Genomic DNA, 14,037 nt, shown 5'->3' with positions numbered 1-14,037 from the left:
CCGCGCATCACTGGCTCAGACGGACCGACAGCCGGACCGTCCGCGGCGCCCCCGGGAAGATCCACACCGGGCTGTACGAACTCTGCGCGAACCGGGCGTCGAACAGATTGTCGGCCTCGGCGCGCACCGACAGGCGCCGCGAGACCGCGTATTCGACCGCCGCCTTCGCCTTCACATAGTCGGGCAGGACGAGCCCGCTGGTGTCGATCGCCCCGGCCCGCTTGCCTATGTAACTGGCACCGGCGCTGATCGAGGGCCCACGCCCCTCGTCGTCGAGGAAGCGCCCGATCGCGAACACGGTCGCGGCATGTTCGGGCACGTTCAGCACGCGGTCGGTCGCGAAAATGCTGTCGTCGGTCCGCGCGCGCGTCCATGCATAGTTGGCGACGACCTGCCAGCGCTTCGCGAGGCGCACCGAGGCGTCGAACTCGATCCCCTTGCTCGACAGCTTGCCGACCGGCGCGAGGAAGTTCGGATCGACCGGGTCGTTGGTCAGGATGTCGCGCTTGTCGATGTCGAAATACGTCACCGCCACGTCGACGCCCGGCAAGGCGGCGGTGGCGCCGATCTCGTATCCCTTGCCGCGTTCGGGTGAGAAGCCCTGGTTGTCGCGCCCCGTACCCGAGTTGAGCAGGAAGCTCTCGCCCCAGTTCGCATGGACCGCGAAGACATCGCTCAGCGCGTATCGGCCACCCAGTCGGAAGTTCACCGGCTCGTCGACCGTGCGCCCGACCACGCCCGTACGGTTGTTGTGGATCTGCTGGCGATACGCGTCGAAGCGGACGCCGCCGGTCAGCGTGAACCGATCGGTCACGTCCCACATGTCCTGCGCATACAGCGTGGCCGACCGCCGCGTCTCGTCATTGTCCGTGAACGGCGCCAGCGGCAGGGCCTGCCCGCCGTAAACCGGCGCGAACACGTCGATCGCATACGGGTTGGCCGCAGTCGGGTTCCGCCGCAACAGCCCCTCGTGATAGTCGAGCGTATAGCCCTTCACGCCGACGCTGGCGCGGTGCGCGCCGAACCGTCCGGTCAGTTCCAGCCGCGCGGACAGATCGTCGACGGTGTAGTTGCGCGCACGTCGCTGGCGCCACAGCGTCTGGCCGCCGACGAGCCGCGACTGGTCGGACGAGAACCCGCGGAGCGATCCCGTCCGCCAAGCCACGCCGCCATTGAACGAGATGCGGTCGTCGAGCCGCGCCTCGCCGGTCAGCTGGTGGCGCTGGTTGCGAAACCGCGTCGTCCCGTCGCCGGGCTCGCCGTAGAAGCGCGATCTTGGCAGCGCGTTGGCGTCGCCGCCGATCGCCGGAATGCCGCGGTCGAACGGCGCGTCGAACCGCGTGATCTCGCCGACATAGGTCAGCCGAAGGCCATCGCGCGGCGCCCAGGTCAGCGAAGGCGCGACGACGCGGCGACGCAACGGCACGAAATCGCGCCAGCCATCGCTGTCCTCGGTGGCGACGACGATCCGCGCGGCGATCGTGTCGGACAGCGGGCCGGTCGCATCGATCTCGACCCGGCGGGTGTCGAACGAGCCATAGGTGAACGTCGCGGTCGCGGCCGGCGTGAAGCGCGGCGTCTTGCTGACGATGTTGACGCGGCCGCCCGGATCGATGTCGCCGAACAGCGCGCCGGCCGGGCCCTTCAACACCTCTATCCGCTCGGTCGTCGCCGGATCGCGCGGCGGCGCGAGGCCACGATTGGCGAGGAATCCGTCGACATAATATTCGGCGCCGCCGTCGGGCGTGCCGAGAAACCCGCGGATCGCGAAATTGTCGAGAAAGCCGCCGCGGTTGTTCTGGTTGCTGACGCCGCTGACGAGCTCCAGCGCGTCGCCGAGCCGGTACGTCCCCGCCGCGGTGAGCAGGTCGCGCTCGAGCGAGCGGCTGGATTGCGACATGCGTTCGGTGGCGAGGTCCGACGACAGGGTGCGATCCGCCCGCGTGCTGCGCGTGCCGAGAACGACGATCGTCTCGGCCTCACCATCGACCCGTCGTTCCTCGCGCTCCGGCTCGCGGTCGGTCTTGTCCTGCGCCTCGGCCGGAATGGGGCAGGCGAGCAGCAGGAGCGTGCTCGCGAAGGCGATCGATCGTGGACTCCTCGACAAAAAATGTTGCCTTCTCTGTGATGATGTAACATCGCGATTGGCGGAGGTGCTTCGATCTTGTCAACCGTTTTCAGTCCAATGCCCAACGTCGCCGGAACGCCGGCTTCGGCGTCCGATACCCATGTGCAAGCTCCGACGGGCGCGCAGGCCAAGCGGTCGCGGATCGTCTCGGTCGATGCGCTGCGCGGGTTCGTCATGCTGCTGATGCTCGTCGATCACACCCGCGAACTCTTCTATTACCCTATGCAGGTGAGCGACCCGATGGCGTTGCCCGCGACGCCGCCCACCCTGTTCTTCACGCGGCTCACGGCGCATCTGTGCGCGCCCGTCTTCGTGCTGCTGACCGGGCTCGCGGCATCGTTGTACGCGGACTCTCGCAGCGGAAAGGGCGAAGGTGGCCGGGCAGCGGCGTCGTCGTTCCTGCTGAAGCGCGGGCTGTTCCTCGTCGCGCTCGAAGTGACGGTCGTCAATTTCGCCTGGTCGTTCGATCCCACCCCCGCGATCGTCTATCTCCAGGTGATCTGGGTGATCGGGCTGTCGATGATCGCCCTGGCGGCGTTGGTCCATCTTCCGCGCATCGCCGTGCTCGTCCTCGGGCTGGCGATCGTGCTGGGCCACAATCTGCTCGATCCGATCATTTTCACGCCCGACCAGCCGGGCTATGTCGCGTGGAGCATGCTGCACGACCGCGGGTTCATCGACTTGCCGTTCGGCGCGCGGGCGCGGACGTCCTATCCGTTGCTGCCCTGGATCGGCGTCATCGCGCTCGGCTGGTCGATCGGGCCGTGGTTCGCGCGGCAAGTCGACCAAGACGTTCGCCGCCGCCGCTTGGTGGTGACCGGCGCTGCGTCGCTCGCGCTGTTCGCGGTGCTGCGCGCGCTCAATGGCTATGGCGAGCCGCTGCCGTGGCAGGCGGGCGCGACGCCGCTCGCAACGATCATGAGCGTTCTCAACCTCACCAAATATCCGCCTTCCGCGGACTTCATCCTGCTCACGCTCGGCATCGGCATGCTGCTTCTGGCGGCGTTCGAGCGCACATTGGCGCGGTTGAACGGCGTGCTGGTGGTGTTCGGATCGGCGCCGTTGTTCTTCTATATCCTGCACCTCTATCTGCTCCACGGCGTGAACAGCCTGATCGGTGCGGTGACGGGCGGCGCGACCAAGGGGCTGGTCAGCGTTCCGAACGTCACCTCGATCTGGCTCGTTGCCGCCGCCGCCGCCGTGCCGTGCTGGTTCGCGTGCCGATGGTTCGGACGGTTCAAACGGACCCATACCGGCTGGTGGTGGCGGTACCTGTAAGTCGTATGATGCACCGTCGAGAACCGCCTCGAAATTCGATATATCTATCTGTTGCCCGGCGACAAAGCGTGGCTATGCTGCGACGATATCATTCTGAAGCACGGGGTAATGTTCGCATATGGCTTTGAAAATGACCGCGCTTGCCGGCGTCGCCGCAATTGCTCTCGTCTCGCCCGCATTCGGTCAGGGCCAGCGCGCGGCGACCCCTGCGGCAAAGCCTGCACCGGTCGCGGACCTCGTGAAGTCGGTCGATATTCCCTACCAGCAGTTCACGCTGAAGAACGGCCTGCGCGTCGTCGTGCACACCGACCGCAAGGCGCCGGTGGTGGCGGTGTCGGTCTGGTACAACGTCGGCTCGAAGTTCGAACCCAAGGGCAAGACCGGCTTCGCGCATTTGTTCGAGCATCTGATGTTCAACGGGTCCGAGAACGCACCCGGCGACTTTTTCGAACCGCTGAAACAGGTCGGCGCAACCGACTTCAACGGCACCACTTATTTCGATCGCACCAATTACTTCGAGACGGTGCCGACCGCGGCGCTGGACCGTGGGCTGTTCCTCGAATCCGACCGCATGGGCTATCTCACCGGCGCGATCACGCAGGGCGTGCTCGACGAGCAGCGCGGCGTCGTCCAGAACGAAAAGCGCCAGGGCGACAACCAGCCCTACGGCCTGACCCAGTACAAGATCACCGAGGGTCTGTTCCCCGCGGATCACCCGTACGGCCACACCACGATCGGCTCGATGGCGGATCTCGATGCCGCCTCGCTGCAGACGGTAAAGGACTGGTTCAAGGATCATTACGGCCCGAACAACGCGGTGCTGGTGCTCGCCGGCGACGTCGATGCGGCAACCGCCAAGCGGCTCGCGGAGAAGTATTTCGGCGGCATCCCGAAGGGCCCCGAGAGCATCGTCCCACCCGCGCCGATCCCGACCCTGCCTGCTCCGGTCAGCGAGACGATCAAGGACCGCGTCGCCGCCGTCATGGTCAGCCGCAACTGGGTCGTGCCCGGCCTGAACGACAAGGACGGCACCGCACTCGATGTTGCGGCGGGCGTACTCGGTGGCCTCGCGAGTAGCCGGTTCGACACCGCGCTGGTCAAGAAGGAGAAGCTCGTCGTCAGCATCTCCGCCTATAATCGCAGCTTCAGCCAGCTCGGCATGTTCGGCATCCGCGCGATTGTCCGGCAGGGCGTCGACCCCGCGCTCGTGTCGAAGCGCATCGACGAGATCATGGCGGACTTCATCAAGAACGGGCCGACCGCCGACGAAGTCAGCCGCGTCGCGACGACGACCGCGGCCAGCACGATGGAGGGGCTCGAGTCCGTCGGCGGGTTCGGCGGCAAGGCGGTGACGCTGGCCGAGGGCGCGCTCTATTCGAACGATCCGGGCTTCTACAAGAAACAGCTCCTGCAGCTTGCAGCCGAAACGCCCGCGAGTGTGAAGGCCGCCGCAGCCAAGTGGCTGTCGCGCCCGGCCTATTCGCTGACCGTCGTGCCCGGACCGCGCGATGCCTATGCCAACGCGGTCGTCCCGCCCAAGGTCGACGTGCCACCCGCCGCAGACGTGCCGTTCAAGGGTACGCGCGGGCCGCTGCCCGGCGTCGGCACCGTTGCCGGCCTCAGCTTCCCGGCGGTCCAGCGTACCCGCCTCGCGAACGGTATCGAGCTGGTCTACGCACAGCGCACCGCAGTACCGGTGACGCAGGCGGTGCTCAGCTTCGACGCGGGCGTCGCGGCCGACGTCCCCGGCAAGCTCGGTACGCAGCAGCTGACGCTGTCGATGATGGACGAGGGCACCCCGACCCGCGATTCGGTCGCGCTCGCCGAAGCCAAGGAGCGTCTCGGCGCGGAAATCGGCACGGGCGCGTCGAACGACCGGACCTTCCTGTCGTTGCAGGTGCCGAGTGCCAATCTCGCACCCGCTGTCGACCTGTTCGCCGACATCGCGCAGAACCCCGCGTTCGCCGATGCCGAGGTCGCGCGCGTCAAGAACCAGCAACTCGCACAGATCGCGCAGGAACTGACCAGCCCGCAGGGTCTGGCGACGCGTGTCCTGCCGCCGCTGCTCGGGCCGAACTCGCCCTATGCCAAGGCGCAGGGCAGTGGCGATCCGAAGGCGGTGGCAGCGCTGACCCGCGCCGATCTGGTCGCGTTCCAGCAGGCATGGCTGCGACCGGACAAGGCGAAGATTTTCGTCGTCAGTGATCGTCCGCTCGCCGAGGTGAAGGCGGCGCTCGATGCGCGCTTCGGAACGTGGCGGCCGACGGGGGCGGCGGGCGTGAAGGCGTTCCCGGCGACGGTGACGCCGTCCGCGCCGAAGATCGTGCTGATCGACCGGCCGGACAGCCCGCAGTCGCTGATCATCGCGGGCGTGCCGACCGGATTGAAGGGTACGCAGGACCTGCTGCCGATCGCGACCGCGAACGATGCGCTCGGCGGCAGCTTCCTCGGCCGCGTCAACATGGACCTGCGCGAGAGCAAGCACTGGTCCTACGGCGTCTCGGGTCGCTTCCAGCAGTCGGAAAACGCCGCGCCGTACATACTGTCGGCCCCCGTGCAAGCGGACCAGACCGGTCCGTCGATCGCCGCACTTCGGACCGATATCGGCGCGTTCCTCGGCAAGGAGCCGATGACCCAGGCGGAGTTCGACCGTGCGATCAACGGCGCGATCCGCTCGCTTTCGGGTAATTTCGAGACGTCCGACGCGGTTCTGGGCGCGATGCAGCAGAACGATCTGCTCAAGCGGCCCGACAATTACTATGCGACGATCACGCAGCGATACCAGGGCCTTAACCTGCCGCAACTCAACACCGCGATCCAGCAGGCGCTCGACCCGAAGAAGACGATCTGGGTCGTGGTCGGCGATGCGAAGACGGTGCGCCCGCAGCTTGACAGCATCGGCCTCCCGGTCGAGGTCATTCCCGCGGCGTCGGTAGCCGGCGCCAAATAATTTCAGGAGAGAGAGCAATGGCAAACGTCGATGGCAGCTGGGATTGCGTGGTCAAGTCGCCGCTGGGCGACCAGAAGATGACGTTGACCGTCAACAGCGCCGGCAACACCTTCACCGGTGCGGTGTCGGGCGCGATGGGCGGCATGGACGTCACCGGTGACGTCGATGGCGACACGATCACCTGGAAGCAGAGCATGACCGTGCCGATGCCGATGACGCTCGACTGCAAGGCGACCGTCGAGGACGACGTCCTAAAGGGCAGCGTCGCGGCCGGCGCCTTCGGCAGCTTCCCGCTGACCGGCACGCGGACGGCCTGATCGCCTGAATTGCTACGAGAGGGGCTCGTCTTTCCACACGGAAAGGCGGGCCTTTTTCTTTTTCAGTCCGGGAGGGAAGGAAGAAGAAAATGAAATCCACGACACGTCTGTTTGCCGCCTGCGCCATCGCCGCGCTGGCTACCGCAACCACAACCGCGACCGCACAGAATTACGACGAACGCCCCGCCAAGATGGCGCCGCGCGACGTCGGCTATGACTATGTGCGAAAGGTCGTCGAGATCCCGATGCGCGACGGGGTGAAGCTGCACACCGTCATTATCGTACCCAGGGGTGCGAAGGACGCGGGCATCCTGATGACGCGCACGCCCTATGATGCCGACGGCCAGACCAAGGTCGACAGCGGCACCTATGCCGGCATCCTCGAACACGGCGACGGCGCGGGCGACGTGATCGCCGCGGCGGGCTATATCCGCGTGATCCAGGACGTCCGTGGGATGCACGGATCGCAGGGCATCTACATGATGAACCCCGCACGCGCCGGCACGCCGCAGAACCCGACCAAGACCGACGATTCGACCGACACCTACGACACGATCGACTGGCTGGTGAAGCACGTCCCCGAATCGAACGGGCGCGTCGGGATCAGCGGGATCAGCTATGACGGCTTCCTGCCGCTGATGGCGCTGATCAATCCGCATCCCGCGCTCAAGGTCTCGGTGCCGATGAACCCGATGGTCGATGGCTGGCGCGGCGACGACTGGTTTCACAACGGTGCGTTCCGCGAGGGCATGATGCCGTACGTCCTCGGCCAGGAAGCGACCAAGGATGCCGGCACGCCGTGGATCACCGACACCGCGGACGATTACGACTATTATCTCAAGGGCGGCTCGGCCGGCGCGATCGGCAAGGCGCAGGGGCTCGAACAGCTCGGCTTCTGGCGCAAGATCACGCAGCATCCCGCCTATGATACTTTTTGGTCGAGCCAGGCGATGGATACGGTGCTCGCCGGCCAGCCACTGAAGGTACCGACGCTGATCGTCGGCGGTCTGTGGGATCAGGAGGACATCTACGGCGCGCCTGCGGTCTATCGCGCGCTGGAGCCCAAGGACACCGCCAACGACATGGTCTACCTGTCGATGAGCCCCTGGTATCACGGGCAGGAAGTCGGCAACGGCAGTGCGCTGGGCGCGATCAAATGGGATGCCGACACCGCCAAATGGTGGCGCTGGCACGTCCTCGCGCCGTTCCTCGCGCATTATCTGAAGAGCGACCAACCGGCGATGGACGTCGCCCCGGTGACGATGTTCCAGTCGGGCCGCAACGAATGGCAGAGGCTCGACAAGTGGCCGACCGCGCCGACCTCGGGCACGCCACTCTACCTCAAGCCCGGTGGCACGCTCGGCTTCCAGGCCACGGGCGGCGCGGCGACGACCGCGGACTATATCTCCGATCCGGCCACGCCGGTCAGCTACCGCGTGCGCCCGACGCTGCCGACCTATGCAAGCGGATCGACGTGGAAACAGTGGCTGGTCGACGACCAGCGCGCCGTCTCGGGCCGTCCCGACGTGCTGACCTTCACGACCGATGCGCTCACCACGCCGACCACGATCGCGGGCGTGCCGGAGGTGAACCTGACCGCCTCGACCACCGGCACCGACAGCGACTGGGTGGTGAAGCTGATCGACGTGTATCCGGACGTCTATCCCGGCGACAAGGCGATGGCGGGCTATCAACTGTCGGTGGCGATGGACATCTTCCGCGGCCGCTACCGCGAGGACCTCGCCGTGGCCAAGCCGATCGCGGCGAACGTGCCCTTGAAATACAAGTTCGCGCTGCCGACCACCAACCACGTCTTCCTGCCCGGTCACAAGATCATGGTGCAGGTGCAGTCGAGCTGGTTCCCGCTCTACGATCGCAATCCGCAGACCTTCGTCCCGAACATCTTCTTCGCGCAACCCAAGGATTACGTGAAGGCGACGCAGAAGGTGACGGTCGCCGGACCCGACGAAAGTTACATCAGCCTTCCGCTAATACGTTGATTAGTCTTGCATCATCCCGGACATGTGCCGGGATGATGTAAGGAAAACATCGCCCTTCATCGGTCGAAATGTGGCAGCTTTACTGGTTCTTAGGAGGCCGTGGATCATAGGTCTGCGGCACAACAGACCGGATCGCCGATGAAACGCCTCCCCCTGATCGCGCCGAACCCGCCGCGGCTGAGCGAGCACCTCGATGCATTGCGCCGCGTCGAGGCGTCGGGCGTGTTCAGCAACAACGGCCCCGAGGTTCGCGCGTTCGAGGCTGGCGTCACCGATAAGCTCTTCGGCGGCCACGGTGCCAGCCTCGCCGTCGGCAATGCCACGCTCGGGCTGATGCTCGCGATCCGCCACGCATCGGGGATGCGGACCGGTGGTCTGAACCCAAAGCAGGGCACGCTTGCGCTGATGCCCGCGCTCACCTTCGCCGCGACCGCGCAGGCGGCGGCATGGGCGGGGCTGACGCCGCTGGTATGCGACATCGACGCAAACGATTGGGGTGCGTGCGCGCTCGAGGAGGAGCGGCTGCTCCAGCGCCACGGCGAGCGGATCGGCGTGGTCGTGCCGTACGCAACGTTCGGCAACGCGATCGACCTCGACCGCTACGTGCATTTCCAGCGCCGCTACGGCGTTGGAATCGTGATCGACGCGGCCTCGTCGCTCGGCACGCTCGACGATGCAGGGCTCGGCTTCGGTGCGCGCGCGCCGTTCGCGGTGGTCCATTCGATGCACGCGACAAAGACGTTCGCGGTGGGCGAGGGCGGTCTGATCCACAGCGGCGACGGCGACTTGATCGCGACGTTGCGCTCGATGGGGAATTTCGGGTTCGAGGGCAGCCGCAACGCCACGCTGCCCGGCATCAACGCCAAGCTGCCCGAAATCACCGCGATCATGGCGCAGACCAAGCTGGCCGAGATCGACGCAATCGCCGAGCACCGCGCCGTGCTGGAGGAAACCTACCGCGCCACGCTCCCCGACTTCCAGTTCCAGGCAGTGTCGGGCCGGCGTCGCTCGATGCAGTTCATGCCGGTGCTGCTCCCCGAGCACATCGCGCACCATCGCGATGCGATCGTCGAGGCGATCGAGGCGGACGGCGTCGGCTGCGGCCGCTATTTCAGCCCGCATCTAGGCGAACAGCTTTGGTTCCAGGCGACCGCGATGATCGAGCCGACCCCGGTCGCCGACAGGATCGCCGGGCGGATGCTGTCGCTGCCGATCACAGATGCGATGTCGGTCGCAGACGCGCGACGGGCTGCCGAGGCGCTCGCGAACGCCTGCGCCGCGATCGTCCGGCCGCTCGACCGGCGGGCGTCGGTGCGTGGTGCCCATGGCAAGATCGCCTCGGTCATCGTGATCGGCGGCGGCCCCGCGGGGACGGCGATGCTGACCTCGGCGACCAAGCGCGGCCTGCTCCCCGATCTCGCCGCGTCGGGGCTGATGGTGATCGAGCGCGGCAATGCGATCGGTGGCGGGCGGCTCGGGCGCTATGCGATCACGTCGGATTCGACCGCGCAGACCTTCCTGACCGCGGTCCGAGGCAACGTGCATCCCGAACTCGCGCGGCTGGTCGACCATCCCGCCGGCCGCGCGGTCGCGGCGCATGAGGGCGCGCTCGGGGTACCGTTGACCGAGGTCGGGCCGCTGTTGCGCGCGACCGGCGACCGGCTGACCGATATCGTCCGCGCCAATGGCGGCGTCGTGCTCACCGGGCACGAAGCACTAGGTGCGAAACGTGTCGGCGAAGGCCTGTGGAATGTACAAGTCCGCCGCCTCGCCGACGGCCATGTCTTCGAGCAACTCGCGCGTAACATCGTCGTCGCGACCGGCGGTCACCAGCCGCTCGACCGGCTCGCCACGCAGCAGGTCGCGGGGGCCGGCCTGATCGAGCTGGCGAGCGGACGCCTGCTCCAGTCCGACGACGTGCTGACGACCGGCGGGTTCGAGAAGGTCGCCGATATCCTGACCGGCAAGCGCGCACCGAGGATCGCGGTGATCGGCGGTTCGACCAGCGCGCTGACCACGATCGCGCTGCTGCTGAAGAGCCAGCCGCCGCTGCCGTTGGGGGCAGGGGCGATCACGTTGCTGCACCGCAAGCCGCTGCGCCCCTTCTATCATTCGGTCGAGGCCGCGCACGCCGAGGGGTTCACCGATTTCGGCGCCGACGACATCTGCCCGGTGTCGGGGTTCGTCTACCGCCTCGCCGGCTTCCGCCTCGAAGCGCGCGATCTGGTGCTGCGGATGCTCGCCATCGACGGTCGCGTGCCCGATCCCCGCGTGGCGCTGCACCGGATCACGGGTGACGACGATACGGTCGCACGGGCGGCAATCGCGGAAGCGGACCTCGTCATTGCGGCGCTGGGCTATCGACCGATCGCGATGCCGATCGCCGACCGCGACGGCGCGCAGATGCCGTTGGCGGCGCATGACGGAAAGCCGATGGTCGACCGCCACTGCCGGATCGTCGACGATCAGGGCGCACCGATCCCCGGCCTGTACGGGCTCGGCCTGGCCGCTGGCTTCGTGCCCTGGGGTGCTCTCGGTGGCGAATCCAGTTTCTCCGGGCAAGCCAATGGCTTATGGCTCTGGCAGAACGACGTGGGGTTGATGATAATCGATCAGGTGATGGCATCGAAGGCACTGGCAGCAGCGTGACGTCGGACGATCGAACGGCTGATCCCGTCGTGAGCCCCGCCGTTAGCCCCGTCGTCAGCGTGGTCATGGCCGCGTATAATGGCGCCGGGTTGATCGAGGAAACGCTCGCCAGCCTGGAGGCGCAGACGTTCACCGATTTCGAGGTGATCGTCGTCGACGACTGCTCGACCGACGACACGCGCGAGGTGGTGCGCGCCTGGCCCGATCCCCGCGTCCGACTGGTCCAGATGGCAAAGAACGGCGGCCCGGTGCTCGCCCGCAACCGCGGGTTTGCGGAAGCACGCGGCCGCTACATCGCCGCGCTCGATCATGACGACATCTGCCGCCCCGATCGCTTCGCCCGTCAGGTCGCGTATCTCGACGCGCATCCCGACACCGTCTTGCTGGGCACCGCCGCCGAGCTCCTGACCGCCGGCGTGGTCGGCCCGTCCAGCTACGCGCCGACCACCACGCCCACGCTGGTCGCATGGCTCACCTGTATCGAGAACCCCCTGGTCTGGTCGTCGACGATGATGCGGACGGAGGTGGCGCGACAGCTCGACCCGGTGACCCGGCCCGAGCTCCTGTATGCCGAGGATTTCGACCTGTATCAGCGGATCCAGCATTTCGGCGCGATCGCGCGGCTGGACGAGGCGCTGGTGCTGTACCGCGTCCATCCCGGCGGCGTCTCGAAGCGGTTCGTCGATACGATGGAAGCCGCCTCGGTCCGCGTCCTGGCCGAACGCTATGCCCGTTTGTTCGACGATCGCGCGGAGCGGATCGCGCGCCTGATCATGCTGCACAACATGGCCAAGCGCCCAGTGCCCGATCGCGCCGCACTGGCGACGCTGGGCAGCGCGCTGAGCGTCATCCAGGCGGACTTCCTGGCCACGCACGACTGCTCAGCACACGACATCCGCCTGATCCGCTGGGAGACCGCACGACGCTGGGGCGATATCGGCCGGGCAGGGCTACGCGCCGGGACGGTCAGCCTGCAAGACGTGCTGGCGGTGCGCCCCGATCATCTCGGGCTTGGCTATGCCGGCGTCGAAGCGCTGTTGTGGTCGGGGCTCATCGGCGGCGTCAGGCGTGCGCGCCGGAGAATGCAGCAAAGCCGCATGGCCCAGACCGCGGAGTAGCGCGGTCCGGGCCGGTATTTCAGACCTTGGCGGCGTAGATCATCCGGCCGGCACCAAGCCGTGCGAACACCTGGTCCAGATCGCGCTCGCCGACCGCGAAGCATCCCTGGCTGCGACCGAGCATGCCGTGGCTCTCGATCATGTCCTTGTTCGCGTACCAGGCCGAATGCACGACGATCGCACGATCGAGCGCATTGTCGTTGGTCGGATCGAGCCCGATCAGGCGCTGCGACCGGCCATGCTTGCCGACATAATAATCGTCGGTGACGAACGCGCCCTCGGACGAGGCGTTCGAGCCGAAGCGGTTCGAGAAACGCTCCAGATACCCGGTATGCGCCGGATCCGAGCCGCTGCCGTGCGCGACCAGCAACGACGTGCTGCGCCCACTGGCGAGGTCGATGAAGTGGAACCGCGGCTTGCCCGACGGCGCCGCGAAATCGGCGATCGCGATCCGGTCGTGATGCTGGATGCGGCTGCCGTGACGGCTGAGCGACGCCATCGCCTGGCGCAGCAGATCGGGGCGGACAACGCGAGGCGAGGTGATCGCGACCGTCGTGCGCGGCAGCGGTGGCTGCGTCATCGGCTTCAAATCACGTGCGGTCAGCGGACGTCCGAGACGCGTCGTCGCCGACACTGCCCCCGGCACCACCAAAGCCCCCGCCAATACCAAACCATTCTTTAGAAGCGCGCGTCGTTCGCGCACAAGACCTTGCTCGTCGTGCATCGATTTTCCCGAAATTGCCCCGTTTCTTGGAACATCCTATAGCCGATTTTCCGTGAATATTCTGCAACCATTTCCACTGGTTGTGGGTCCGTTCCCTCAAACTACCCCGGCTTGGGGTCGGTTCGTCGACTCAATCCTCCGGCGGCACGTTTTCGAGAATCGCGCGTTGGGCGAAAATATCGGGATTCGAGGATGGACGCGACGATGGGCAAGATGGCGAGCGGGATGGCGCGGTCCTTCATGGCAATGGGGCTGACCTTTGCGATCCTTGCGGGCGCAAACCCCGCGCAGGCCGCATCGGCCGCCGCCATCGCTGCGATGCCGATCGAGCAGGCAGCCACCGAACTCTCGCCCAACCAGTTCGTCTGGAAGGACAATGGCTCAAGCGAGCCCGTCAGCGTCGTCGTCAGCCTTTTGGAGCAGCGCGCGTACGTCTATCGCGGGTCGACGATGATCGCCGCGACGACGATCTCCAGCGGCAAGGACGGCAAGGACACGCCCGTCGGCACCTATCCGATCCTGCAGAAGAACGCGGTCCACAAGTCGAGCCTGTACGACGATGCGTCGATGCCGTTCATGCAGCGACTGACTTGGGATGGCATCGCGATCCACGCAGGCCGCAACCCGGGTTTCCCCGCATCGCACGGCTGCATCCGCGTGCCGCTCGGTTTTGCGAAGCAGTTGTTCGGGGTGACGACGCTGGGGACGACCGTGACGGTGACGGACGATTTCGAGGGTGGCGTGATGCCGGAGGCGCCGGTCGCGGATCAGGAAACGGCGGTGGCGAACCTGCGCCAGTCGATTTCGCTGGAGCAGTGACCCGGCGATAGGCGACGGCGGCGCTCCCTCCCTTGTTCTCCCGCGAAGGCGGGA

Annotated in this window: 9 protein-coding genes; 7 read left to right on the top strand and 2 right to left on the bottom strand. The window is 66.7% G+C overall.

Annotated elements, in window-relative coordinates:
- Positions 1-7: 7 nt before the first annotated feature.
- Entirely contained in the window at positions 8-2,107 is a 2,100-nt protein-coding gene (locus AC1MH0_RS10300; protein WP_480962706.1) for a TonB-dependent siderophore receptor, read from the bottom strand.
- A 123-nt stretch (positions 2,108-2,230) separates the two neighbouring features.
- On the opposite strand from AC1MH0_RS10300, the gene AC1MH0_RS10295 reads away from it, so the two are divergent.
- The 6 genes from AC1MH0_RS10295 to AC1MH0_RS10270 all read left to right on the top strand — a co-directional run bounded on the left by AC1MH0_RS10295 (position 2,231) and on the right by AC1MH0_RS10270 (position 12,440).
- Positions 2,231-3,406 carry an acetyltransferase domain-containing protein gene (locus tag AC1MH0_RS10295; protein WP_480962705.1) on the top strand — a complete coding sequence of 392 codons (1,176 nt, stop codon included), beginning with the start codon at positions 2,231-2,233 and terminating at the stop codon, positions 3,404-3,406.
- 118 nt (positions 3,407-3,524) lie between these two features.
- The gene (locus tag AC1MH0_RS10290) at positions 3,525-6,356 is read left to right on the top strand and encodes a M16 family metallopeptidase (RefSeq protein WP_480962704.1); all 2,832 of its coding nucleotides are present in this window, start codon (positions 3,525-3,527) and stop codon (positions 6,354-6,356) included.
- A 17-nt stretch (positions 6,357-6,373) separates the two neighbouring features.
- Positions 6,374-6,673, top strand: a complete 300-nt coding sequence (locus AC1MH0_RS10285) for a hypothetical protein (RefSeq protein ID WP_056063904.1) — start codon at positions 6,374-6,376, stop codon at positions 6,671-6,673.
- Positions 6,674-6,762: 89 nt separating this feature from the next.
- The gene (locus AC1MH0_RS10280; RefSeq protein WP_480962703.1) at positions 6,763-8,673 is read left to right on the top strand and encodes a CocE/NonD family hydrolase; all 1,911 of its coding nucleotides are present in this window, start codon (positions 6,763-6,765) and stop codon (positions 8,671-8,673) included.
- A gap of 138 nt (positions 8,674-8,811) precedes the next feature.
- Positions 8,812-11,322, top strand: a complete 2,511-nt coding sequence (locus tag AC1MH0_RS10275) for a DegT/DnrJ/EryC1/StrS family aminotransferase (protein WP_480962702.1) — start codon at positions 8,812-8,814, stop codon at positions 11,320-11,322.
- A 29-nt stretch (positions 11,323-11,351) separates the two neighbouring features.
- Entirely contained in the window at positions 11,352-12,440 is a 1,089-nt protein-coding gene (locus tag AC1MH0_RS10270) for a glycosyltransferase family 2 protein (RefSeq protein WP_480962701.1), read from the top strand.
- Positions 12,441-12,459: 19 nt separating this feature from the next.
- On the opposite strand, the gene AC1MH0_RS10265 is transcribed toward AC1MH0_RS10270, so the two are convergent.
- Positions 12,460-13,164: a murein L,D-transpeptidase catalytic domain family protein gene (locus AC1MH0_RS10265; protein WP_480962700.1), complete on the bottom strand. Its 705-nt coding sequence runs from the start codon at positions 13,162-13,164 to the stop codon at positions 12,460-12,462.
- Positions 13,165-13,356: 192 nt separating this feature from the next.
- Between AC1MH0_RS10265 and AC1MH0_RS10260 the strand changes: the two genes are divergently transcribed.
- Complete coding sequence (locus AC1MH0_RS10260; RefSeq protein ID WP_480962699.1) at positions 13,357-13,983, top strand: L,D-transpeptidase family protein; 627 nt, start codon at positions 13,357-13,359, stop codon at positions 13,981-13,983.
- Positions 13,984-14,037 lie beyond the last annotated feature (54 nt).

This window comes from Sphingomonas sp. AP28, assembly GCF_056680455.1.
The sequence above is the reverse complement of the archived record's forward strand: the minus strand, read 5'-3'. Positions and strand labels throughout refer to the sequence as shown.